The organism is Mucilaginibacter sp. PAMC 26640, from assembly GCA_001596135.1.
Classification (GTDB): domain Bacteria; phylum Bacteroidota; class Bacteroidia; order Sphingobacteriales; family Sphingobacteriaceae; genus Mucilaginibacter.
This window is the reverse complement of sequence record CP014773.1, coordinates 1,633,410-1,656,579: the sequence shown is the minus strand read 5'-3', so window position 1 is coordinate 1,656,579 and position 23,170 is coordinate 1,633,410. Positions and strand designations below refer to the sequence as shown.

Genomic DNA, 23,170 nt, shown 5'->3' with positions numbered 1-23,170 from the left:
AAAATATTTAACCAAAAAGGCAACAATTTGAATTCCGGCAATTATATTCGTGAAACCTTATTCAATTGCATTATGCACAAGTTTTTTTGCCTCGCCCTCGCCTGCCTGTTTTCAATTATACTGAAAGCGCAGACGCCATTGCTCGTACAACCATTTGGTAAAATCGATAAAGCTGACCTAGAATTAAAATCATGCGATTTTGAAAAGGACGCGAACGCGATGGTATTATTTGATAAAGCCAATGTTTTCTTAACTACTTCTTATCAGGTTATTACAGAAATACACAAACGTATTAAAATATTCAACGTCAACGCCAAAGAGGAGGGAGATATCCGTCTGGAGTATTTCAGCGGCGGGCGGGCCCAATCTATTACAGGTTTGCAGGCTCAAACTATAAACTTAAACAATGGTAATATTGAAATAATAAAGGTTGACAAAAAACAGATATTCACTGAAGTGGTAGATGATGACCGATCTGCCCTCGTTTTTTCTTTTCCTAATGTGCAGCCAGGATCAGTATTAGAATTTAAATACACGATAACGGCCAATAGCCCTTTTGATTTCCCGGATTGGTATTTCCAAAGCAATTTACCCAATCGGTACAGTATTTTAAAAACAACTGTTCCAAATGAACTATATTATAAAAACCTCGAAAGCCGTTTTCAGCCCTACACTATCGATAAAGAGGATAACTCCGGTACGCATACAAGGGCAATGGAAAATATACCTTCCATACCGGATGAGCCGTTTATGACCTCCCGTGAGGATAATTGCGAACGCATTCTTTTTCAACTACTTAGCTATACCGGCAGTTCAGCTGTCTATTCGCAGAATTTTTCTGCAACCTGGTTAAAGGTTGGAGAAGGCCTAATGGAGAGCGAATACCTGGGCACTCAATTGGGTAAAAAGCTTAACGGCGAAGAAGCTATAATCGCTAAAGCTAAAACGCTTGCCAGTAATGATGAAAAAATTGCATTTGTATTCGGCGAGGTGAAAAACGCAATGAAATGGAACAACGCTTACCGCAAATCTTCCTATGATGGCGTGTACCGGGCTTGGGAAAAGAAGACGGGAAATTCTGGTGAACTGAATATGATTGTTTGCCACTTGCTAAAAAAATCTGGAGTTAAAGTTTATCCTATGATCGTAAGCACCCGGGGCAATGGAAAGGTAAACCCAGCCTATCCCAACTCTTATAAATTTAACAGCCTCGTAGCTTATGTACCGGTGGATAGTACCCGCTCGTACGTGCTTGATGCAAGCAACAAATACAATCTGTACAACCAGGTGCCTACCAACCTGCTTAATACTTTCGGCCTTTGCCTTAATAAGGATGATAAAGCTTATGACATGTTATTCCTGCAAAATACAACACCTGTAAGACAGGTAATCATGGTAAATGCCGAAATAAAGCCGGATAGCAAAGTTACAGGTATTGCTAATGTTGTTGATTTTGCCTACAAAAGGATGAATGCAGTAGAGAGATATAAAACTGATGGAGAAAAAAAATATATAGACTACCTGAAGGATGATAACAGCAATCTTAAAATCTCGTCTATCAAATTTGAAAACATGGATATTGATACGCTGCCTCTTAAAGAAATAGTTGATTTCAACCTTGAACTTACCGGATCAGACGACAATTACATCTATTTTAATCCAAACGTCTTGGGCGTTTCAAAAACTAGTCCGTTTTTAAAAACCAGCCGCTCCAGTGATATCGACTTTGGCTACAGCAACAATTATTCGCTGATAGGGATTTATAAACTACCGGCTGGTTTTAAGGTAGAGTCGCTCCCAAAAAGCATCTCTATGACAATGCCCGATGCCAGTATTTCCTTCAAACGAATTCTGGGTGAACAAGATGGTAGTCTATCAGTGAGGTACATTATTGAGCGGAAAAAATCGATATTTTTCAAAGAAGATTACGCCGAATTTCATGAATTTTTTAAGAAGATGTATGAAATGTTAAATGAACCGGTAGTTCTTAAAAAATCGTAGTCACACCATGAAATTTAAAAAAGAGCTGCTATACCTGGTGTTCCTTACAACATCATTTTTAAGTACTGTTTTAGCGCAAGATAAAAAAATAGCAAAGGAAATTTACCTGGCATCTAATATACCCGACTCACTAAAGGAGGAAGCAAACGCAGTGGTGCGTTATTCTTTTGATGAAATCATTGTAAAAGGACCGGGAAAAGCCATTAAAAAACACCATAGCATCGTCACCATTTTGAACGAGAAAGGGGATGACGAAGCAGAGCTAATATTATCTTATGATAAAAACTTTAATACGGTAAACAGTGCAGAAATGATTGTTTATAACGCGGCGGGGTTACAAATAAAAAAGTACAAAAAGGGCGATATGTATGATCGGGCTGCTGCCGATGGTATGTCGACCATTATGGACTATCGCTTGCTTATATTAAACCACACCGTGGCATCGTACCCGGCAACTATCGAAGTTACTTATGAAACCGGCCTAAATAGTTATCTCGATTTAGGCGAATGGAACATTCTTCACCCCGAACGTTCTGTACAAAATGCTGAATATACTGTAATTGCAGACCCGTTAGTTGGCTTTAGATATAAAAACAAAAACACCAATATTAAACCCGAGAAAACAACCGAGGGCAATTTGGAAAAGTATAGCTGGAAAGTAGCCAACTTAAAGGCGCTTAAGCCGGAAGACGATGCATTGAACTGGCAGGTCTTCCCGAAGGTTATGTTTGCAACCAATCAATTCAAATTTGATGGCATCCCAGGCGACTTCAGTACCTGGGAAAATTATGGCAAGTGGCAGCAAATTTTAAATAATGATGTATGCACGTTAAGCCCGGCGCGGGTTGCGGAAATTCAACGGATGACTGCGGCTATAAGTACCGATAAGGAGAAAGCTAAGTTTTTGTATGAGTACATGCAACAAAACGTGCGGTACGTAAGCATCCAGCTGGGCATTGGGGGATTGAAACCTTTCCCTGCGACTTTCGTAGATGAAAAAAAATATGGTGATTGTAAGGCGCTATCCAATTATATGTATGCACTTTTAAAAGCGGTGAACATTCCGTCGTATTATGCTATGGTTAGGGCTGGTGTAAATGAAGAACCGGCCGATGCAGCCTTCCCAACCGATCCTTTTAACCATGTTATATTGTGCATACCCTTTAAAGGAGATACAACCTGGCTGGAGTGCACTAATAACAATAAACCATTTGGTAAATTAGGAAGCTTTACGGAGAACCGTAATGCGTTGTTGGTGACTGAAACTGGCGGCAAATTGATTAATACGCCAAGAAGCAATTACAGTGATAATCAATTTAATAGCGAAGTACATTTAATTTTAAATACTGACGGAAGTGCTAAAGCACTTGTAAAAATATTAAGCACCGGTGAGTATAGGGGCGATTATGTAAGTATGGCGTCATTGAAAACGGATCAGCAAAAAGAAATGCTGATAAAAACGCTCAATATGAAACAACCCTCTACCCTTGAATTAGTACCCGGCCAGGATAAAGACGGGATTAGAGAACTGGATCTAAATGTGGAATATGATAAGTTTTGTGAAGTGGCGTCGGGGAGCAAGCAATTCTACCGGCCACGGCTTTTTGATCTTTGGAAATTAACACTGCCGACTTTAGAGAACAGAAAAACCGATTTTTACTTTGACCAGCCTATGCAGAAATCCTGCACAACTACCATCGATCTTCCTGCCGGCTTTGAGGTTGAAACGCTCCCGGTAAACCAAAGCTTGAAATTCAGTTACGGAAACTACGAGGTCAATTATGTGTTTGATGCTGCTAAAAATCAAATTATCAGTACTGCCAAATTCAATTTAACCACCCAAAAGGTGCCTGCTGGTAAATACACCGAAATGCAGCAATACATGGATAATATTGCAAAAGCACAAAATAAAAAACTGGTGATTCGTAAGAAGGCATAAATTTGCCCCGATGATCTTCCAGCTTGATGAACGTATACTGTTTCCGGAACCTGCCCTCGCCGAGGAGGATGGCCTGCTGGCAATAGGGGGCGACCTTTGTACCGATCGCCTGCTGCTGGCCTACGCCAGCGGGATCTTTCCGTGGTATAGCGATGACGACCCCATCCTATGGTTTTCCCCGCACGAACGGTTTGTACTCTTCCCCGGTAAATTGCAAATCTCAAAATCCATGCGCAAAGTTTTGCGGGGAGATACATTCAGGATCACCACAAACCAGCGTTTTGGCGACGTAATTACTGCCTGTTCTACAGCGCCGCGAGAAGGCCAGGATGGCACCTGGATTACAGCCGAAATGAAGGCGGCTTACATTGAATTGCAGAAACAGGGTTATGCACATTCGGTTGAGGTGTGGCAAGGAGATAGGTTAGTCGGAGGCTTATATGGTGTAAAAGTCGGCCGGGTATTTTGTGGGGAAAGTATGTTTAGCAAGGTAAGCAACGCCTCAAAAACAGCACTCATTTGGCTGTGCAACACCGGGTTGTATGACCTGATAGATTGTCAGGTTTACACGGAACACCTGGCTAGTATGGGTGCCGAAATGATTTCGCGTCAACAATATATCGGCATCCTGCACAAAACCATTGCGTAAACCTTAGTTTTGCTGGCAATTGATGGAGCAGCTAAACAATAAAGAGCGTATAATTTTAGGGATTGACCCTGGTACAGCCGTGATGGGTTACGGACTTGTGCTGGAAAAAGGACCGAAAATAGAGTTGATCAGCCTGGGCGTAGTGAAAATGGAGAAGATAGATGATCATATGCTGAAGCTCCAGCGCATCTTCGAAAAAACCGTTGCTCTGATTGATAATTACAAACCGGATTGCCTTGCCATCGAAGCCCCTTTTTATGGTAAAAACATCCAGGTAATGCTGAAACTGGGGCGTGCCCAGGGGATGGCCATCGCCGCAGCGCTCTCACGCAATATTGTCATAACTGAGTATGCGCCCCGTAAAATAAAGCAATCTATCACCGGCAACGGTAATGCCACAAAGGAACAAGTTGCTGCTATGCTGCAAACGCTGTTAAAATTTACCGAGACACCCGATTTTTTAGATGCCACCGATGGGCTTGCTGTTGCAGTTTGCCATTCCTTTCAGCGTATACCGACAACGTCATCAGGAAAAAGCAAAAAATCTTATTCGGGATGGGAGACTTTTGTAAAGGATAACGGCTCGCGGGTAAAGGGTTCTGCAAAATAAATGACTATTTATTTATAATCTTTCTAAATAATTTGGATAAACAGTCATCTTCGTGTACTTTTGACGCATTATTTATAATAAGTCTTAATAAACATGAAGAAATTTCAACTCCTCCTTACACAATTATTACCTGCGGCATTAACGCTGCTTATTCTTATAGCCCCTTCAACCATATTTGCTCAACAAACACGCGGCACTATCAAAGGCCGTGTAATAGCTTCAAAAAACGAACCGGCATCTAACGTATCAATCGGCCTGGAAGGCACCACTTATGGTACTACTACAACAGACAATGGCGATTTTTCTTTTCGCGCTCCTGCAGGCTCCTATAAAATAATTATCTCTTATGTTGGTGTTCAGCGGGTTGAAGTACCGGTAATGGTTACTGCCGGTGAAACAATAACCATCCCAACCATAACTGTAAATGCAAGCCAATCTCAATTAGTTGAAGTAAACGTTATTGCAAGCCGCACAAACCGCTTTACCAGCAAAATAAGTAATGACGCAGGCAAAATACCGCTAACTCAACTGGAGAATGCTCAAAGCTACACAACGGTTACCGGCGAGCTATTGAAAGAACAACAGGTATTTAGTGTAGATGATGCATTAAGAAATGCGCCCGGTATCCAAAAAATGTGGGACGCTACCGGCCGTGCCGGCGACGGCGGTGGTTATTTTACCCTGCGTGGTTTTGTAACACAAACCCGTGTGCGCAATGGTATTGCAGGCTTGGTTACAGCCGGTATAGATGCGGTTAACATCGAAAAAGTGGAAGTGATCAAGGGCCCGTCGGCTACCCTATTTGGTAGTACTTTAACATCATTTGGCGGCTTAATAAACCGGGTCACCAAGAAGCCCTATGACGCATTCGGCCTGGAAATTGGCCATACCGTTGGCAATTACGACCTCAACCGTACCAGCATTGATTTAAATACGCCACTAAGCGCTAATGTTGCGTTCCGTTTAAACTCGGCATACAATTATGAAGGCAGTTTCCAGAATTATGGGAAAAGCCGCAATTTTACAGCAGCACCAAGTCTGGCTATAAAAGCAAATGACAAGCTGTCGTTCCTGTTAGAAGCTGAAATGTTCTACGGCCGTAATTCAGCTAAACCTTTCTTTTTCTTTTACAACAGCCCAAAACAGATGGGGGTTACAGCAGTTAGCCAGTTAAATATCGACTACAAAAACGCGTATTCAAATGATAACGTTACAGCCTACAGCCGTAGCTTGAATTATTTTGCAGAGGCGAAGTATAAATTCTCTGATAAATTTACCTCACAAACTGTATTTTCATCATCCAATAGCTTTTCCAACGGTGCAAGCCCCTATTATTACCTGGTAAATGATGCAACAGCAATTAGCATAGCGGCCGCAGAAAATAAAACATTAGCGGATCTTCCGGGTGAGAACAACTACATTTACCGTAATGATCAATCAACCGCCAACAGCAAATTGGGTGCTATAGAGATTCAGGAAAACTTTAACGGCGATTTTAACACGGGTACAATCCGCCACCGTTTTGTTGTGGGCCTGGATTTTCAGCGCCAAAATTCCAACCAAATATTTTACGGAAATGCTTATGGCGTTGTGCCGATAAACGATCCTACTTATGATTATGGCTCATTTAACAAACAATTGGTTGATGCTACCGTGGCGGCAAACCCGGTCTCTGCAGCTAATATTTATCCATATATCTATAAAACCAATACCTACAGCGCTTACGCTTCTGATGTAATTAACCTTACTGAAACACTCATTGCCTCAGTTGGCGCACGTGTAGACCGTTACGAGAACAAAGGCAATTACAGTTATTCCGGGCAGCAAACCACCCAGCCTTTTAATCAAACTGCGTTTTCGCCAAAATTCGGACTGATATACCAACCTTTGAAAGATAAGCTATCGTTATTTGCCAACTATCAAAACGGATTCCTAAACCCTGGGGTTTATAATGACGGCCAGGGAAACCCCTTAGTTGCCAACCTGCAAAATGCTAACCAGATAGAAGGTGGTGTTAAAATGGGCTTATTCAATGGAAAACTGAACGGTACGCTAAGCTATTATCGAATTAGGGTAACCAACGTATTACGCGCAGATCCAAACTCCGCGGTATTTGGTCAAATCCAGGACGGTACGCAACTCAGTAAAGGTTTTGAAGCAGAACTTATCGCCAACCCTGTATCTTCCGTTAACATAGTAGCTGGTTTTGCCTATAACAATTCAAAATTTATTGCCGGCGCACCAGATGTTTTAGGACTTCGCCCTAATACGGCGGGCTCACCATACCTTGGCAACTTCTACGTTAGCTACCGTTTGCCCGAAACTGCGGTTAAAGGTTTAGGTATTGGTTTTGGTGGTAACTACGCCAGCAAAAACAAAATCATCAACAGCGTAAGCCAGGGTACTTTTGAATTACCATCTTACACTGTGTTAAACAGCAATTTATTTTTCGACAGAGCTAAATACCGATTTGGCTTAGCGGTAAATAACCTAACCGACAAACATTACTACACAGGTTACACCACCATAAACCCGCAGCGGTTACGCCAGTTTGTGCTGAGTGCAACTTACAAGTTATAAGTATGACCAAATTTAAAAGTGTAATGCTTTTTTGCCACCGCTGGCTCGGACTCATCTCCGGGCTAGTGGTGTTTATAGTGAGTATTACCGGTTGCATCTTTTGTTTTCAGGATGAGATCCAGGATGCCTTGTATGAGTATCGCACCGTGCATAACCCCGGAACACCCTATGTACAGCCATCAGAACTGGTAGCTGCTGTTAAAACGGCATACCCCAAAGCAAGCCCGGATTATATTTACTATTACGGCCCCGAAAGGCCAGCAAGCGTATTGGCCAATACAGGCAAAGAAGGATTCGAATATGTATTTCTGGACCCATACACTGCTAAAATAACCTATCATGAAAAACCGCAAACTAACTTTTTTATCGTTGTAGAATACCTGCACCTATACCTGTTGCTGCCCCCTGCTATCGGTAAATGGATTGTCGGCATATCTGTTGTTATCTTTATTGTTCTGATGATTACGGGTATTATACTATGGTGGCCAAAACGCAAAACCGACAGAAAAAGGAGCTTTACCATTAAGTGGGGAAGCCGCTGGCGCCGCGTTAATTATGATTTGCACAACGTGCTGGGTTTTTATGCAACCGCTATCGCTATTATTTTGGCCATAACCGGCCTGGCTATCGCATTTGAGCCGGTTAATAAAGCTATTTACCTGGCCGCTAACCTGGGTAAGAATATTAAAAATGAAGTTGAAGAAGTAAAGTCAGATTCGCTGCAACGGGCAGGTATTGCCAAACAGCCGGTAATAAACCTGGCTTTTGCTTACGCACGCAAACAGGCACCAAATGCCGAGATGTTTTTAATCCATAACGATCCTGCGCCATCCGGCGCTATAGGTGTAGGAGCCTACCCAAAATCTATGCGGTATGCTTTCGCCACCGGCTTTGAATTTGATAAGTACAATGGCAAACTGCTAAAATCGTACCTGTACGAAAAAAAGAGCGCCGGACTAAAATTGAATGAGATGAATTACGATATCCACGTAGGCCAGATCATTGGCCTGCCGGGCAAGATCATTGCTTTTTTGGTAAGCCTGATTTGTGCCAGTTTGCCAATAACCGGATTTATTATCTGGCTGGGTAAACGCAAGAAAAGTAAAACCAAAAAAGTGCGCACAGTTGCGCACCGAAAAACGCATACGAGGCAATTGAGAACTACTTAATCTTAAATAGTGGAGTCACCCGCGGAGAACCAAAACTTAACATACGGGTGTAAAGCGGCGGAAGTAAGAAACTATAAAAACGTAAACTTACCCTAAGACAATACATGAAAAGAAACTGTGTCATTTTGAAATATTTGGCACAGTTTCTTGCTTTCTAGCCATTATTGCGCCCTTTTAATTGGCAAAGCACGGTGCTGATTGTTATCGAAAAATAATGGCCACAGCCGTTATTTAAGCCTTGAAAGCAAACAAAACAAATTGCTTACTTTTACATCCAACCAACCCGGTTTGTAAATGAGCGAGAACCAATTTAACCGCCCCATTCGTGTTTTAGTAGCTAAGGTAGGCCTGGATGGGCATGACCGCGGCGCCCGGATCATTGCCACCACACTGCGCGACGCCGGTATGGAAGTAATTTATACCGGGCTACGCCAAACCCCCGAAATGGTCGTCAATACCGCACTGCAGGAAGATGTGGATGCTATTGGTATCAGCATCTTGTCCGGCGCTCACATGACGGTTTTCCCCAAGGTAATGGCATTGATAAAAGAAAAAGGCATCAGCGATGTATTACTCACGGGTGGCGGTATCATCCCGGCAGATGACATGGCCGAATTGAAAAAGATTGGTGTTGGCGAGCTATTCCCCCCTGGTACCAGCACGCAGGATATTGTGAAATACATAACCAACTGGGTACACACCAACCGCAATTTTTAAATCTCTACTATGGATTTCCAAAACCTGCTTATAGAAACCAAAAGCCGCATTCGCTACATTATTATTAACCGCGAAAGCAAGCTGAATGCCCTAAACAAACAAACACTTGATGAATTGCACCAGGCTTTTACTGCTGCCTTTACCGATGAAAGCATTGGCGGAGTGATCATCACCGGCGCCGGCACTAAAGCCTTTGTTGCCGGAGCAGACATTGCCGAATTTGTTGGTGTAGATGCAGCCGGGGGAGCTAAAATAGCCAATAACGGCCAAAAGCAGGTTTTTGATGTAATTGCCAATGGCACCAAACCTGTTATAGCAGCTGTTAACGGGTTTGCACTTGGCGGGGGCTTGGAACTTGCTATGGCCTGCCACCTGCGTATTGCAAGTGATAATGCAAAAATGGGCTTGCCCGAGGTTACGCTTGGTCTTATTCCAGGTTATGGTGGCACGCAACGGTTAACCCAATTAGTGGGCCGCGGCAAAGCGCTGGAATTGATCATGACTGCAGATATGATTACCGCCCAGCAGGCGCAGCAATGGGGGTTGGTCAACCATGTTGTACCACCAACCGATCTATTACTAAAAGCCGAAGAGATCCTTACCAAAATTTTAACCCGTGCGCCACTTGCGCTAGCTGCCGCCATAAGGGCGGTGAATGCCTCCGCAACTGAGGGTATCAACGGATTTGATGTAGAGATAGCCGAATTTGGTAAATGCTTTTCAACGGAAGATTTTACCGAGGGGGTGGCTGCTTTTATGGAAAAACGCAAGCCGGATTTTAAGGGTAAGTAATATAAGCAAACAGGTTAGTAAAGCCTTAAACGTATCGTTTAGTTTCCGAATCAAAAGATCCGGCTTTCTGCCTAAGTTTTACCCCTTAAGGAAATAGAAATTTCTTTAGGCAATTTTAAATAATTCTTAAAAATTGTCAAATATTTGTACCTTGACATTCTCAAGACGCTACCTGTAATCTGTAATTTTTGCTATGAAGAAAATTCTCATCATTGATGACGAAGTGAATGTTGGGTTGTTACTATCCAAGTTCTTAACCCGCAATGGGTTTGAAGTGGATACCGCTGCAAACGGGAGCAATGGCATGGAGCACCTTAAAAATAAAGCGTATAATCTTGTTCTTTGTGATTTCAGGCTGGAAGACACCGATGGCCGGGAAATGCTTAAAAATATCAAAGCCCTTTATCCAAAAACGGGGGTAATTATCATTACGGGTTACTCGGACATAAAAATGGCCGTGGAACTGATCAAAATGGGCGCATTCGATTACATCACAAAACCGCTTTATCCCGATGAGATCTTAACTACCATTAACAAAGCCATCGAGACCCAATATGCGTTAGAGGAAATCGCTCAAAACGAATTCAACACAGAAAAACCTCAAAAAGAAGTAAAAAAACAGATTCTTTCAGGCGAGTTTGTTGCGGGCACCAGCCGTGCATCTAAAGATTTGCTTAAACAAATAGAACTTGTTGCCCCTACCAACTACAGCGTTATAATCCTGGGAGAGAGTGGTACCGGAAAGGAATCCGTTGCTAAAAGCATCCATTTAAACAGCTTACGTGCAAACCAGCCTTTTATAGCAATGGATTGCGGTTCTTTAACTAAAGAACTGGCGGCTAGCGAATTTTTCGGCCACGAAAAAGGCTCGTTTACCGGAGCACTGTACACCAAGATCGGCCACTTTGAAATGGCGAATGGCGGCACCCTTTTTTTGGATGAAGTAGGCAATTTATCTTACGACATACAAGCGGCTTTACTGCGTACCGTTCAGGAACGTAAGGTAAAACGCATCGGCAGCACCAGGGAGATCGATCTGGACGTACGCATTATCATTGCTACTAACGAAAACTTGCAGGATGGCATACTTAAAGGCCGTTTCCGCGAGGACCTGTACCATCGTTTTAACGAGTTTAGTATTTATATGCCGCCGCTGCGCGACAGGGGGAATGACATAATGATGCTTGCCGAGCATTTCCTGAAAATTGCCAACCAGGAACTGGACCGCAATGTATCCACCTTTGCGCCGGAAGTGATTGAATGCTTTATGAACTATCGCTGGCAGGGAAACATTCGCGAGCTGAAAAATGTAGTACGCCGCGCAACGTTGTTAACTGAGGGTACAGAAGTAACCATGAAGACGCTGCCCCTGGAAATCTCTAACTTTAAGGTTACCGGATACGAACCTGCTACAAGTTACCAAAGTGCGCAGGCTACCCCTGCAGTTTTCGAAACGCGCGAAACAGCGAAGCATGATCTAAAAAATGCGGCCTTGGGTGCTGAGCATGACACGATCTTACGGGTGCTGCGCGAAGTTAACTTCAATAAAACAAAGGCTGCCGAGATCCTTAATATCGACAGGAAGACGCTCTATAATAAAATGAAAGCGATCAACCTTAAATAAGTTATGGCAAATTTAAATTCAGGCATGCCTGATGCCCCGGCGCTACAGATGCTGAAGCATGATATTAAGAATCAACTTTCCAATATCCACCTTGCTCTGGAAGGCTTGCGGTATGAGGTTGACGACATTGGCGGCGATATAGGTCTATATATCGATACCATGCTGCGGTCGGCACAAAAAATCGACGAACTGCTGAATGTGATACGGGAAGATAAATAACCCCAAAAGCGGCCATACTGCCAAAACTATTTCTCACTTATTTGTTTATATTATACAACTAAGGCTTTTCACGGGCATGTCTATCTTCAACTATAAACAGCGCAACAATATCGTATTGGTAAGCATTATTGTGCTTGGCTGTTTTTTGTTGTACGCCCTTAGCGAACTCTTCAGCTCCATACTTGGTGCAATAGTACTGTTCACCATCTTTAGGCCCTTTTATTTATACATGGTGGAGCGTAAAAAGCTTAATACAGCTTTCGCAGCGCTCATCATTATCTTCATATCCCTTATCGTAATCGTTATTCCGTTCCTTTCGCTCAGCATTATGGTGATCGGTAAAATAGGAAGCATTAATAAAGAATCCATCCATATAGACCAATGGACGGCCAAGATAGATGCCTTTACCGGGTCAAATTTAAACCAGCCACATTTTGCTGAAGATACCTTACAGAAACTGGGTGCATATGTGGCCGATTTGTTTCCGTCACTGCTTGGCAGTGCAGCAAGCATCATACTCACCCTATTGGTGATGTACTTTTTGATGTATTTTATGTTTACCCAAATGCGGGAGTTTGAAACCGGGCTACTAAAATACGCCCCGTTTAGAGAACAGCACGCTTTAAAATTTGCACAGGCCCTCCGCGATTCCACTTACTCAAATGTTTTGGGCCAGGGCATCATTGCTATAACCCAAGGCGTTTTACTAGCCATGGGCTTTTATGCCTTCCAGATACCCGACGCAATCTTCTGGGGAGTGATCGGTGTTTTCCTGTCGTTTTTGCCCGTTGTTGGTGCGCCAACAATGTGTATCCCGGCAAGTATTATCTTTTTTGCATCGGGGCAAAATTTCAAAGGGGTGCTATTGCTGGCTTACGGCTTACTGTTTATTGGAAATGTGGATAATGTATTGCGGGTGATCATCAACAAGCGCATTGGCAACACCCACCCTATCATCTCCGTAATAGGAGTATTTATAGGGTTACCTCTTTTCGGAATACTTGGCTTGGTTTTTGGTCCGGTGTTGTTGTCTTATTTCTTATTATTGCTGGAAATATATGAAACTAACCGATTAGCTGCGGAAAGGCTGGAGCGAATAAGAGTGGGGCCCGAGCTGTAACATTTAACGGACTCGGGCGTTACATTAGCAAGCCAGAAAAAGCGCCATATAAACCAATAAAACGAATAATTTTAATAATTAATAAAACAAATATTCAACTTATAAATTAATACAATATGAACGATAACACTAAAGTAGTTGTCGCGTTGCTGGCAGGGCTAGCAGCAGGAGCGGCACTTGGAATTTTATTCGCACCGGAAAGAGGAACAGAAACCCGCGACAAGTTATCAGATTCGTTAAAAAATTTGAGCGATACGATTAAAGAAACGGCAGCATCTGAAATTGACAGATTAGTAAGCCTGAAAGATACGGTAGTAGATAACATTAAAAGTAAAGTAAAGTCTACCGAAGAAGAATATCAGGACGACCTGGAGCACGCTTAAATTTTACCGGTTGCGGGTGATCAACACCCCCGGCCATAGCTACTTATATGGAACAACACAAAGAGGCAGCACGCCCAATAATTGATCAAGCGAAAGAGTACGTAGAAACGCGCCTTAAGCTTTTAAAGCTGGAAGCCATTGAGCGCAGCACCTCAATAATAGCCAATATAGTGGTTGAATTAGTGGTGGTAATATCCCTGATATTAACATTCCTATTCGCCAGCTTTACGTTGGCCTTATTCCTGGGAGATGTTTTTCATTCCTATTGGAAAGGTTTTGGCTCGGTTGCCCTGCTGTACCTTTTAATTGCGGTAATTTTAATTGTTGCAAAAAAACCCATTGAGCGGCCTATTGTTAACATATTAGTAAGAAAGCTATTTAAATAAACATGGAAATCATCGTACATAATATAGACGACCTGAAGGTTGAAATAGCTCGGTTGAAAAATCTGGAATCGCATCAGTCGATAGCGCTAAAAGCGCGCTTTGCGAGTCCGTCGGCCGTAATGTCCACTGCGATGTCTTTATTCCCAAAATCTCCAACAATTGACGGCATAAAGCATGGCAGCTTTTTTAGCCAGGATTTTTTAGGGTTGATATCACGGATTGCATTGCCAATGACACTTAACAAGACACTTTTCAGAAACTCCAATTTTTTAGTTAAAACATTGGTAGGTATACTTTCTCAAAAGGCATCGCATTATGTTAGCGAAGATGCAGTAACGGGTGTTTGGGATAAGGCGAAGGCCCTCTTTGGTAAGTTTACCAAAAAGAAAGATGTGCATAAAGAAATCATTCCTGCATACGCTAAATATTATAAAGAAGGCGCATCAGAAAACCACGAAGGTGAACCACCAGCTTACGCTGGCTAATACATAAAAACTTAATCCTGTTGTGAAACACGATTGCAAAGGGATGGGCCGTAATGGTCTGTCCCTTTTTGTTTTCATCTCCTAGCCATCGGCCAAAAAAGCAATTACACAATTAATTTTTTAATTTTGCCCATTAATGGGAAAAGACAAATTAAAACGCTTTGCGGAAATAGATACTTTTGAAAATGTGTTGCAGCTTGATGAGGGAAAACCTCACAAAGGTGTTTGGGCAAAAGATTTCTTTAAAAACGACAATCCTGTAATACTGGAACTAGCTTGTGGTAAAGGTGAATACACCGTGAACCTTGCCCGTATGTTTCCTGAAAAAAACTTTATTGGTATTGATTATAAGGGTAACCGTATTTGGCGCGGAGCAAAAACTGCGGTAGAAGAAAGCGTAACCAACGTAGCATTTTTAAGGATCCAGATAGAGAACCTAACTGATTATTTTGCCCCCGGAGAAGTGGATGAGATCTGGATAACCTTCCCGGATCCGCAGCCACAGCTCAGTCGCGAAAAAAAGCGCCTTACCTCTCCCCGCTTCCTGGTAAAATACCGCGAACTTTTGAGACCCGGTGGCTTTGTGAATCTTAAAACAGATAATGACGATTTGCATGCTTACACTGTAGAAAAGATCGAAGAGCATAAATTGGCGCTTTTTGCCAGAACTGAGGACCTTTACAAATCCGAATTTGCAGACGAAGTACTTTGCATTAAAACCTATTACGAGAAAAAATACCTCCAACATAACAAAAACATTAACTATCTTAAATTCTCATTTTAACGATCATGCCCGACTACACTTTTTACGATAATGTATATGATGTAGTAAGGCTGATACCAAAAGGCAGAGTAACCTCTTACGGAGCCATAGCTGCATACCTCGGTTCTAAACAATCATCCAGGATGGTTGGATATGCCATGATGGCCTGCGGCAATGCTAAACCGCCTGTTCCTGCTCACCGGGTGGTCAACAGGCATGGGCTGCTTACCGGGAAGTTTCACTTTGGTGGCAATACAATGGAAGAGCTTTTGACTAGTGAGGGAATTACAGTTTTAGATAACCAGGTACAGAACTTTAAAGAGCTGTATTGGAATCCTGCAGTTGAATTAGGCGTCTAGTTCGTTTTGGGTGGGCTACCCATGTATAATCGGTAACGATATATAGTACCAGCTGTATCACGGCCAGCGTTATAAAAAAGTTTTTGGAGCGTTCATCGTAGTTAAAGAAAGTATAGCTTATTATGAGCAGGATAATACTTATTCCAAATTCTATCAATCCGTGAAGCGGCATGGAAAAGAACCGGAATATGCCTGAAGTAGAATCGGTACAAACCGTAAAGAACAAAAATGCAAAGCCCAGCATATAAACGCACCGGGATATGCCATCGGGCAATACAAAAAGTGTAGGAGACGACCAAAGAAACAGCACGATCAGGTAATCGGCGAGGCCATGCATGGAAGGAGTAAGTATCTTCATAAACAAAATCAGTACTTAACACGTGCAATAACAGTCAGTTGGTTTTGGGCCTGATGAATTTCCATCAGAATAAACACTTAAAATTAAATCTTCACAAAAACCCGACCAACGCAAATCTATCGAGAGTGAGCGGTTTAATCACACCCCTCAGCCAGTACTTAAGCAGTTATTTGCAGTAATTCCATTCTGTTTCCAAACGGATCTATAAACGCAAAACGGATTCTACCGGGTATAACCGGCTCTTCCAGTATTTGGATACCATTGTTTTTTAGATGCAATTCTGCGGCGCTTATGTCAAGCACCTCCAGGGCGGTATGCCTGATGGATTGTGGTGATACAGGTTCCACCCCAATATGTAACTGCGAATCCCCAATATTAAACCAATACCCACGAGATGAAAAAAGATGATCCGGGCGGGAGATTTGTTCAAGACCAAGTATACCGCCATAAAAAGCCCGCGCCTCCTCTAATAACTCTGGTGACACACAAACGTGGAAATGATCAACTCTTTTAAACGTTATCATGATTTAAAATTTCTTAAATATATAAGTCACCCCCGCCCGGTAAGACGACACGGTTGCCGCCAAACCAAGGTAACCAGCTATTTTTGCAGGCGGCGAATAGCCAACGTAAAAATAAGTTTGATGATCATTTTTCGGGGATGGCCTGATTAAACAAAAGCGGTCAATTAGTGAGCCTTTTCGTCTTCAGCAAAAGTTAAAACGTAGTTGTTATTATCAAGGATAGAAAACTCTGTTGCGCCATAAAAGGTTTTTTCAAGGCCCTTTAATACGGTTACCTTGTCTTTTATATCCTCAAAAAAAGCTCTGATATCCTCTAATTTGATATAGAATAATAGCGAGCCCCCGTTGCTCCGGCTAATTTCCGGCAAGTCTTGAGCCAAACTTTCAAAAGTTTGGAACATCACCGTTACACTGCCTTTTACCATCATGGCCCAAACCAAATCAGGGCCGCCCTCAGGGACGCTCATTGCCAAATCAAAACCTAAAATGGTATAAAATTCGATAGTTTTATCAATGTCGTTAACGAAAAAGTTGGGAGAAAGACTTTGCATAAGGTTCAATTATTAGAATAAAAAATTAAATCCTGCCTGGTAAGATCCCATTTTAAAAATGGCTGAATTAGTTACTGATACTTCTGTGGTTGTTGCATACCCAAAGTTTAATTCCAAGTGTCTGTAAATCATTACTCCAGTTTTTAAAAGTATATGTACAGAAGACCGTTGAAACTTCAAATCGGGACTAACTTCCCTTTTTGGCGCGTCCGTTGAGTATGAATAAATGTCATAATTGTCGTAATTATAATAATTATACAAAAAACCACCCGCCACAAAAATCTTGAAATTGTCACTAGCATAGGCATTATATACTACAACAGGTGCTAGTGACAGTACTTTTTGATTAACATAATTATCATACCGGGCAAAAGAGTTAACTAAAAGGGGGAAACTAAACTTATTCTCGCTATAGCCAGTCTCTACCCTAAAAAATACCTGTTGTGTTTTTTTGTTAAATATTAAATCGATACCCGCATTGAGCTTGGGCGAAGAGTGATGTAATGTGCCTGATGCATTAGGATTGGAGTGGTTGTAGGATAAAGATGTATTAACGTAACTGGCACCAATAAAAAACCTTGAGGCGAAAAGCTTCTCTGCTGAAAAACTACCACTTTTATTTTGGTTAATCATTTGCACAATTTTTGTTAAATCACTCTCCAGATAATTTGCCGTTTGTATCCTCCTGGCGAGTGTATTACCAGCCATATGGGTATTTTGAGCAACAAATTGCAACTGCGTTTTGTAACGGGTTACGGTTTTTAACAACCCACCAGAATAGTAAAAATGATAGATCAGTTCTTCAATATGCTTATCATCATTATCTCGTATAAAAAATCTTGTTTTAATTAAATCTGTATAGCTGTAAAGATTTGCAAGTTTACCTGTTGAAACAACTTTTAAAAACATTTTCCTGTTTACAGTTGAATCAATGGTCCTAAAAGTAGTATTGTTGGCATCCGCATAATCTAAACTAACCGGCAATTCAAATTTTTCAAAATCAGAATTACCAGGCACGCCGAAGCCAAGCATGTTATCAAGCAAATAGTGATTTACCGGAGAATTGTCATTTAGCTTAAAGTCAACTCTATCAGGGTTTTGGTTCCATTCCTTTATATCAACAAGGCCCCTAATCGTATCACCTTTTAAATCTATTAGGTAGCCTGGTTTAAAATTGCTCTGCGCTTTAATTAGTGCAGGCGCAGAAATGATTAATAATAAGGTAAGGTAAAAATACTTCATGTATATATTTAGGTTTGTAAAACATCAAATATAACAACAAATGGCGATTAAATATATGATTTTGAAGCCTGTCGTACTACAATGAACTACAGCATAATATATTGCCAATACGAATATCATCTACGCTGATGGCTTATAGGATACTAAAACTAAAGTGATGCCTGGCCTTGTTGCCTCTATGGTATTACCCCTCGACGATTGTATTAAATACCACCTAATCAAATACCACGAAACAGGTATAAAAAATAATGAATTCAACAATGTATTAATGATTGCCAACCTGGCGGGCGGCTTTATTTTTACCCCGCACTACTTTACAGCAGTGGAATACTTGGATCAACTGAATGCGGTTGTAATGGCTAGACAAAAATTAGTAAATTTATTCGCAAATGGCTAAACAATTAACCCGCTGCACCTGGTGCGGCACCGATCCGCTTTATATGGAGTACCATGATAAAGAATGGGGCAAAACTGTGCATGATGATAAGATCTTCTTTGAATTTTTGACGCTGGAATCTGCCCAGGCCGGGTTAAGCTGGATTACCATTTTGCGCCGGCGCGATGGCTACCGAAATGCATTTGCCGGGTTTGATGTAGAAAAGGTTTCGGCCTTCACTGATGAGGACCAACAGCGTTTATTACAGGATGCAGGCATTATTCGCAACCGGTTAAAAGTATCGTCGGCCATCCGGAACGCGCAATTGTTTATGGAGGTGCAAAAAGAATTTGGCTCCTTCGATAACTATCTATACGGCTTTATGCCGCATGGGAAGCCTGTAACGGTTTATAATGGCCCGCAGGTTAGCACAGCCGAGTCTGACGCGATTGCGAAAGACATGAAAAAACGAGGTTTTAAATTTTTTGGCACTACCATTTGCTACGCTTTTATGCAGGCTACCGGTATGGTTAACGACCATGTACCGCAGTGCGATTTCAGATAATTGCATTGGTTTCTCACAATTGCACCGATAACATAACTGTAAAAATGATGCGTTAGATTTTGGGCCGTCGGCAACAATAATCGTACTTTTGAAAACAAACGCCAATCGGTGTAATCATTTTTACAATCAGTGTAATTCACTCTATATATGAAGAAGCTTTTTCTCCTTGATGGTATGGCCCTAATTTACCGGGCGCATTTTGCATTAAGTAAATCTCCCCGCTTTACATCCGGCGGGCTCAATACATCGGCAGTTATGGGCTTTACCAATACCTTGCTGGATGTATTGAAAAAAGAAAAACCTACGCATATGGCCGTGGTATTTGATACAGATGTGCCAACAGAACGCCATACCGAATACGAAAAGTACAAAGCTCACCGCGAAGCGATGCCCGAAGATTTGAGCAAAGCATTGCCTTACATATTTAAAGTGGTGCTGGGCTTCAACATTCCGCTCATTACCAGTGATGGCTACGAAGCAGATGATATCATTGGCACCCTCGCCAAAAAAGCTGAGCTAAAAGGCTACCAGGTTTATTGTATGACCCCTGACAAAGACTTTGCACAGCTGGTTTCCGAGAACATCCGCATATACAAACCGGCCCGCATGGGTAACGATATGGAGATCCTTGGTGTAAAGGAAGTATTGGCCAAGTGGGAAATTGAACGCCCGGAACAGGTGATAGATATATTGGGTTTGTGGGGCGATGCCGTTGATGGTATCCCGGGCATCCCCGGTGTGGGCGAAAAGACCGCAAAGCTGTTGATTAAACAATATGGCTCTGTTGAAGAGATCATAGCGCATAGTCATGAATTAAAAGGGAAGCTACGCGAGAACGTAGAGAACTTTGCCGAGCAGGGACTGATGTCTAAAAGGCTGGCTACTATCAATTTGAATTCCCCGGTGGAGCTGGATGAAGAAGGGCTGGAAATGTGTGCGCCAAGTAAGGATCTTTTGGAGCCCTTATTTGCTGATCTGGAATTTAGAACACTGGGCCGCCGCGTGTTTGGTGACGATTTTAGCATTACCGAAACCCGGGCCGTATCGGTACAAACCGACTTGTTCGGCAATGCGGTAGCAGGCGGGCGCACTACGCTCACGGTGGATGTAGAAGATATTTATGAAGCCCCTACGCCGGTTGAAATTAAAAACATAAACACCGTACCGCATGACTATATCTTAGCAGATACAATTGAAAAACGGGCCGAACTCATCAACATTTTAAAACAGCAGAAAACTTTTTGTTTTGATACCGAAACTACCGGCACAGATGCCAATCAATGTGAATTGGTGGGCCTTTCCTTCGCTGTAAAACATAACCAGGGCTGGTATGTACCGGTACCCATTGATGAAATGCAATCTAAAGCCATTGTTGCAGAATTTAAATCGCTGTTTGAAGATGAAACGATCGGCAAAACAGGCCAGAATTTAAAATTCGACATCCTGATGCTGAAGTGGTACGATGTTGAAATGAAAGGTGATTTGTTTGACACCATGATGGCGCACTATGTGATCGATCCGGATACCCGCCACGGCATGGACGTATTATCAGAGAATTACCTGAATTATAAACCGGTTTCCATCACCGAACTAATTGGACCTAAAGGAAAAAATCAGGGTAACATGCGGGATGTGGAAATTGAAAAAATTAAAGATTACGCCGCAGAAGATGCAGATGTTACCCTGCAGCTGAAAACCATTTTCGAACCTAAGATTAAAGAAGTTGGTGCCGAAAAACTACTGCATGAGATTGAGAACCCACTGATATATGTACTGGCTGATGTGGAGCACGAAGGTGTAAAAATAGACCATGAAACTTTGAAGGAATTTAGTAAAGAACTAGAAACTGATATAGCCAAACTGGAAAAAACCGTTTTTGAAAAGGCGGGCGTCAGATTCAATATTGCCTCTCCAAAGCAATTGGGCGAAGTGCTGTTTGAGAAGCTAATGCTTGACCCTAAAGCTAAAAAAACTAAAACAGGCCAGTACCAAACCGGGGAGGATGTGCTGCTGGCCCTGGCGGCTAAAAGCGATATCGTGAGAGACATCCTTGATTTCAGGCAGCTGCAAAAGCTTAAATCTACCTATGTGGATGCATTGCCAACAATGGTAAATACCAAAACCGGCCGCATTCATACCAGCTATAACCAGGCGGTTGCGGCTACCGGGCGTTTAAGCTCCAACAATCCCAATCTGCAGAATATCCCGATCCGTACAGAACGGGGGCGCGAAGTGCGGAAAGCTTTTATCCCCCGCGACGCAAATCACAGCATCGTATCTGCGGATTATTCGCAGATAGAGTTACGCATTATTGCTGAGATCAGCAAAGACCCTAACATGCGCCAGGCTTTTATCGATAACATCGACATCCATACGGCTACTGCAGCTAAAGTATATGGTGTGGGTATTGAAGATGTGGATAGCACCCAGCGCCGAAACGCCAAAGCGGTAAACTTCGGAATCATTTACGGGCAATCTGCCTTTGGCTTATCGCAAAACCTTGGTATCCCGAGGAAAGAAGCGGCCGATATCATCGAAAACTATTTTGCCCAGTACCCCGGCATAAAACAATACATGGCCGATACCATGAACTTTGCCCGTGAGAACGGATATGTAACCACGTTGATGGGCCGTCGCAGGTATTTGCGCGATATCAACTCAGCCAATCAAACTGTACGCGGCTTTGCCGAACGAAACGCTATAAACGCCCCTATCCAGGGATCGGCTGCAGATATGATCAAAATAGCCATGATCAATATTCACCGTGAATTTAAAACCTTAAAATTGGATGCCCGTATGACGATGCAGGTGCATGATGAGCTGGTGTTTGATGTGCCGAATCATGAGATTGAGATTGTAAAGCCGATCATACTGGAAAACATGAAGAACGCCATTAAAACCGAAGTACCGATCATGGTGGAAATAGGCACGGGAAAGAACTGGCTGGAGGCACATTGATAAATTTCAGAAATTTAATATTTGCCTGCCGGCGATGATAGGCTATATTTCTAAAAGTTTACTCATTTCAAAGCTTTAATGATATCCACTATGGCGAACTTAAAATAATTCAGACCGACCGACTCCAACGCACGCCCACTGTATCGATGTTCGAAAAATGAGTGTTCAAATAATTTATCCACTTAAGGTTTATTTATTACAATGGTTATATTTGTTTAAGGCGCTTTAGGAGTTGTATGGACGACAAGCATAAATATCAACAAGTAATAACAGAAATACCTGCTACAGCAGTGGATATTTACCGCGTGCTCCCCGAGGGTACGCGCTGTGAAGTTATATTTAACGAGCTAACTATGTCGCCATCGCCTACACCCTTGCATCAGCTTTTACTGTCGGATTTGCATGCTTTACTTTATTTCTTTTTAAAAGATTCGAATTTAGGCAAAGTGATCCCCTCGCCTATTGATGTTTATCTGGTAACTATGGATTCTGTGGTACAGCCGGATTTAATTGTGCTTTTAAATCACAACCTAAATAAAATTAAAAACGACGGTATATACGGCTCACCAGATATTGCCTTAGAAATATTGTCACGAAACCGCACTTATGATCCCCAGCGTAAACGCTCACTTTACGAAAAAGCAGGTATCAAAGAATATTTCTTAATTGATCCTGAAAACAAAAAAACAACTTTGCTTACGTTAGCTACTACCGGCGTTTACCAGCAAACTTATGAAGAAACGGGCGTCTTAAGGTCTGCCGTGTTGGCTTGTGATCTAACGTTTTAAATTCCAGATTCT

23 protein-coding genes and 1 pseudogene are annotated in these 23,170 nt (G+C 42.2%); 20 read left to right on the top strand and 4 right to left on the bottom strand.

Annotated elements, in window-relative coordinates; all coding sequences use genetic code 11:
* The first annotated feature begins 72 nt into the window (after nt 1–72).
* From A0256_07215 to A0256_07140, 16 genes are all read left to right on the top strand, one after another.
* Nucleotides 73–2,001 carry a hypothetical protein gene (locus A0256_07215; GenBank protein ID AMR31231.1) on the top strand — a complete coding sequence of 643 codons (1,929 nt, stop codon included), beginning with the start codon at nt 73–75 and terminating at the stop codon, nt 1,999–2,001.
* A 7-nt stretch (nt 2,002–2,008) separates the two neighbouring features.
* The gene (locus tag A0256_07210; GenBank protein ID AMR31230.1) at nt 2,009–3,940 is read left to right on the top strand and encodes a hypothetical protein; all 1,932 of its coding nucleotides are present in this window, start codon (nt 2,009–2,011) and stop codon (nt 3,938–3,940) included.
* 10 nt (nt 3,941–3,950) lie between these two features.
* On the top strand, nt 3,951–4,589 hold the full coding sequence (locus A0256_07205; GenBank protein ID AMR31229.1) for a leucyl/phenylalanyl-tRNA--protein transferase: 639 nt from the start codon (nt 3,951–3,953) through the stop codon (nt 4,587–4,589).
* A 22-nt stretch (nt 4,590–4,611) separates the two neighbouring features.
* Nucleotides 4,612–5,199 (top strand): crossover junction endodeoxyribonuclease RuvC, encoded by a 588-nt coding sequence (locus A0256_07200; GenBank protein ID AMR31228.1) that lies wholly within the window; start codon nt 4,612–4,614, stop codon nt 5,197–5,199.
* Nucleotides 5,200–5,292: 93 nt separating this feature from the next.
* Entirely contained in the window at nt 5,293–7,779 is a 2,487-nt protein-coding gene (locus A0256_07195; GenBank protein AMR31227.1) for a hypothetical protein, read from the top strand.
* A 2-nt stretch (nt 7,780–7,781) separates the two neighbouring features.
* Nucleotides 7,782–8,948, top strand: coding sequence for a hypothetical protein (locus A0256_07190; GenBank protein ID AMR31226.1), 1,167 nt, complete (start codon nt 7,782–7,784; stop codon nt 8,946–8,948).
* Nucleotides 8,949–9,242: 294 nt separating this feature from the next.
* Nucleotides 9,243–9,665, top strand: coding sequence for a methylmalonyl-CoA mutase (locus tag A0256_07185; protein AMR31225.1), 423 nt, complete (start codon nt 9,243–9,245; stop codon nt 9,663–9,665).
* 9 nt (nt 9,666–9,674) lie between these two features.
* Nucleotides 9,675–10,457: an enoyl-CoA hydratase gene (locus tag A0256_07180; protein AMR31224.1), complete on the top strand. Its 783-nt coding sequence runs from the start codon at nt 9,675–9,677 to the stop codon at nt 10,455–10,457.
* Between the two features lie 193 nt (nt 10,458–10,650).
* Nucleotides 10,651–12,081 (top strand): sigma-54-dependent Fis family transcriptional regulator, encoded by a 1,431-nt coding sequence (locus A0256_07175; protein ID AMR31223.1) that lies wholly within the window; start codon nt 10,651–10,653, stop codon nt 12,079–12,081.
* Between the two features lie 24 nt (nt 12,082–12,105).
* Nucleotides 12,106–12,300, top strand: a complete 195-nt coding sequence (locus A0256_07170) for a hypothetical protein (protein ID AMR31222.1) — start codon at nt 12,106–12,108, stop codon at nt 12,298–12,300.
* A 76-nt stretch (nt 12,301–12,376) separates the two neighbouring features.
* Nucleotides 12,377–13,420, top strand: a complete 1,044-nt coding sequence (locus A0256_07165; GenBank protein AMR31221.1) for an AI-2E family transporter — start codon at nt 12,377–12,379, stop codon at nt 13,418–13,420.
* Between the two features lie 116 nt (nt 13,421–13,536).
* Nucleotides 13,537–13,803 (top strand): hypothetical protein, encoded by a 267-nt coding sequence (locus tag A0256_07160; GenBank protein AMR31220.1) that lies wholly within the window; start codon nt 13,537–13,539, stop codon nt 13,801–13,803.
* A gap of 47 nt (nt 13,804–13,850) precedes the next feature.
* Nucleotides 13,851–14,189, top strand: coding sequence for a hypothetical protein (locus A0256_07155; protein AMR31219.1), 339 nt, complete (start codon nt 13,851–13,853; stop codon nt 14,187–14,189).
* A 2-nt stretch (nt 14,190–14,191) separates the two neighbouring features.
* Nucleotides 14,192–14,674, top strand: coding sequence for a hypothetical protein (locus A0256_07150; protein AMR31218.1), 483 nt, complete (start codon nt 14,192–14,194; stop codon nt 14,672–14,674).
* Nucleotides 14,675–14,810: 136 nt separating this feature from the next.
* On the top strand, nt 14,811–15,458 hold the full coding sequence (locus A0256_07145; protein AMR31217.1) for a tRNA (guanine(46)-N(7))-methyltransferase: 648 nt from the start codon (nt 14,811–14,813) through the stop codon (nt 15,456–15,458).
* Nucleotides 15,459–15,463: 5 nt separating this feature from the next.
* Nucleotides 15,464–15,796, top strand: a complete 333-nt coding sequence (locus tag A0256_07140) for a cysteine methyltransferase (protein ID AMR31216.1) — start codon at nt 15,464–15,466, stop codon at nt 15,794–15,796.
* Here A0256_07140 and A0256_07135 read toward each other — a convergent pair.
* The 4 genes from A0256_07135 to A0256_07120 form a co-directional block, all read right to left on the bottom strand.
* Entirely contained in the window at nt 15,753–16,133 is a 381-nt protein-coding gene (locus A0256_07135) for a hypothetical protein (protein ID AMR31215.1), read from the bottom strand. The two genes, A0256_07140 and A0256_07135, sit on opposite strands and share 44 nt — an antisense overlap.
* 179 nt (nt 16,134–16,312) lie before the next feature.
* Nucleotides 16,313–16,678 carry a hypothetical protein gene (locus A0256_07130; GenBank protein ID AMR31214.1) on the bottom strand — a complete coding sequence of 122 codons (366 nt, stop codon included), beginning with the start codon at nt 16,676–16,678 and terminating at the stop codon, nt 16,313–16,315.
* 164 nt (nt 16,679–16,842) lie between these two features.
* Nucleotides 16,843–17,229 carry a glyoxalase gene (locus A0256_07125; GenBank protein AMR31213.1) on the bottom strand — a complete coding sequence of 129 codons (387 nt, stop codon included), beginning with the start codon at nt 17,227–17,229 and terminating at the stop codon, nt 16,843–16,845.
* 12 nt (nt 17,230–17,241) lie between these two features.
* A complete protein-coding gene (locus tag A0256_07120; protein ID AMR31212.1) occupies nt 17,242–18,471 on the bottom strand; it encodes a hypothetical protein in 1,230 nt (409 codons plus the stop codon).
* 81 nt (nt 18,472–18,552) lie between these two features.
* Between A0256_07120 and A0256_07115 the strand changes: the two are divergent.
* The 4 genes and pseudogenes from A0256_07115 to A0256_07100 all read left to right on the top strand — a co-directional run bounded on the left by A0256_07115 (nt 18,553) and on the right by A0256_07100 (nt 23,158).
* Nucleotides 18,553–18,868 (top strand): annotated as a pseudogene (locus A0256_07115) (hypothetical protein).
* Complete coding sequence (locus A0256_07110; protein ID AMR31211.1) at nt 18,861–19,412, top strand: DNA-3-methyladenine glycosylase; 552 nt, start codon at nt 18,861–18,863, stop codon at nt 19,410–19,412. Before A0256_07115 ends, A0256_07110 begins: the two are co-directional and overlap by 8 nt.
* A gap of 147 nt (nt 19,413–19,559) precedes the next feature.
* Nucleotides 19,560–22,370, top strand: a complete 2,811-nt coding sequence (locus A0256_07105) for a DNA polymerase I (protein ID AMR31210.1) — start codon at nt 19,560–19,562, stop codon at nt 22,368–22,370.
* 236 nt (nt 22,371–22,606) lie between these two features.
* On the top strand, nt 22,607–23,158 hold the full coding sequence (locus tag A0256_07100) for a hypothetical protein (GenBank protein AMR31209.1): 552 nt from the start codon (nt 22,607–22,609) through the stop codon (nt 23,156–23,158).
* Nucleotides 23,159–23,170 lie beyond the last annotated feature (12 nt).

What these genes read in the sequence shown, in the direction of transcription:
- A0256_07215 (AMR31231.1), top strand. Translation starts at nt 73, where the DNA reads ATGCACAAGTTTTTTTGCCTCGCCCTCGCCTGCCTGTTTTCAATTATA.
- A0256_07210 (AMR31230.1), top strand. Translation starts at nt 2,009, where the DNA reads ATGAAATTTAAAAAAGAGCTGCTATACCTGGTGTTCCTTACAACATCA.
- A0256_07205 (AMR31229.1), top strand. Translation starts at nt 3,951, where the DNA reads ATGATCTTCCAGCTTGATGAACGTATACTGTTTCCGGAACCTGCCCTC.
- A0256_07200 (AMR31228.1), top strand. Translation starts at nt 4,612, where the DNA reads ATGGAGCAGCTAAACAATAAAGAGCGTATAATTTTAGGGATTGACCCT.
- A0256_07195 (AMR31227.1), top strand. Translation starts at nt 5,293, where the DNA reads ATGAAGAAATTTCAACTCCTCCTTACACAATTATTACCTGCGGCATTA.
- A0256_07190 (AMR31226.1), top strand. Translation starts at nt 7,782, where the DNA reads ATGACCAAATTTAAAAGTGTAATGCTTTTTTGCCACCGCTGGCTCGGA.
- A0256_07185 (AMR31225.1), top strand. Translation starts at nt 9,243, where the DNA reads ATGAGCGAGAACCAATTTAACCGCCCCATTCGTGTTTTAGTAGCTAAG.
- A0256_07180 (AMR31224.1), top strand. Translation starts at nt 9,675, where the DNA reads ATGGATTTCCAAAACCTGCTTATAGAAACCAAAAGCCGCATTCGCTAC.
- A0256_07175 (AMR31223.1), top strand. Translation starts at nt 10,651, where the DNA reads ATGAAGAAAATTCTCATCATTGATGACGAAGTGAATGTTGGGTTGTTA.
- A0256_07170 (AMR31222.1), top strand. Translation starts at nt 12,106, where the DNA reads ATGCCTGATGCCCCGGCGCTACAGATGCTGAAGCATGATATTAAGAAT.
- A0256_07165 (AMR31221.1), top strand. Translation starts at nt 12,377, where the DNA reads ATGTCTATCTTCAACTATAAACAGCGCAACAATATCGTATTGGTAAGC.
- A0256_07160 (AMR31220.1), top strand. Translation starts at nt 13,537, where the DNA reads ATGAACGATAACACTAAAGTAGTTGTCGCGTTGCTGGCAGGGCTAGCA.
- A0256_07155 (AMR31219.1), top strand. Translation starts at nt 13,851, where the DNA reads ATGGAACAACACAAAGAGGCAGCACGCCCAATAATTGATCAAGCGAAA.
- A0256_07150 (AMR31218.1), top strand. Translation starts at nt 14,192, where the DNA reads ATGGAAATCATCGTACATAATATAGACGACCTGAAGGTTGAAATAGCT.
- A0256_07145 (AMR31217.1), top strand. Translation starts at nt 14,811, where the DNA reads ATGGGAAAAGACAAATTAAAACGCTTTGCGGAAATAGATACTTTTGAA.
- A0256_07140 (AMR31216.1), top strand. Translation starts at nt 15,464, where the DNA reads ATGCCCGACTACACTTTTTACGATAATGTATATGATGTAGTAAGGCTG.
- A0256_07135 (AMR31215.1), bottom strand. Translation starts at nt 16,133, where the DNA reads ATGCATGGCCTCGCCGATTACCTGATCGTGCTGTTTCTTTGGTCGTCT.
- A0256_07130 (AMR31214.1), bottom strand. Translation starts at nt 16,678, where the DNA reads ATGATAACGTTTAAAAGAGTTGATCATTTCCACGTTTGTGTGTCACCA.
- A0256_07125 (AMR31213.1), bottom strand. Translation starts at nt 17,229, where the DNA reads ATGCAAAGTCTTTCTCCCAACTTTTTCGTTAACGACATTGATAAAACT.
- A0256_07120 (AMR31212.1), bottom strand. Translation starts at nt 18,471, where the DNA reads ATGAAGTATTTTTACCTTACCTTATTATTAATCATTTCTGCGCCTGCA.
- A0256_07110 (AMR31211.1), top strand. Translation starts at nt 18,861, where the DNA reads ATGGCTAAACAATTAACCCGCTGCACCTGGTGCGGCACCGATCCGCTT.
- A0256_07105 (AMR31210.1), top strand. Translation starts at nt 19,560, where the DNA reads ATGAAGAAGCTTTTTCTCCTTGATGGTATGGCCCTAATTTACCGGGCG.
- A0256_07100 (AMR31209.1), top strand. Translation starts at nt 22,607, where the DNA reads ATGGACGACAAGCATAAATATCAACAAGTAATAACAGAAATACCTGCT.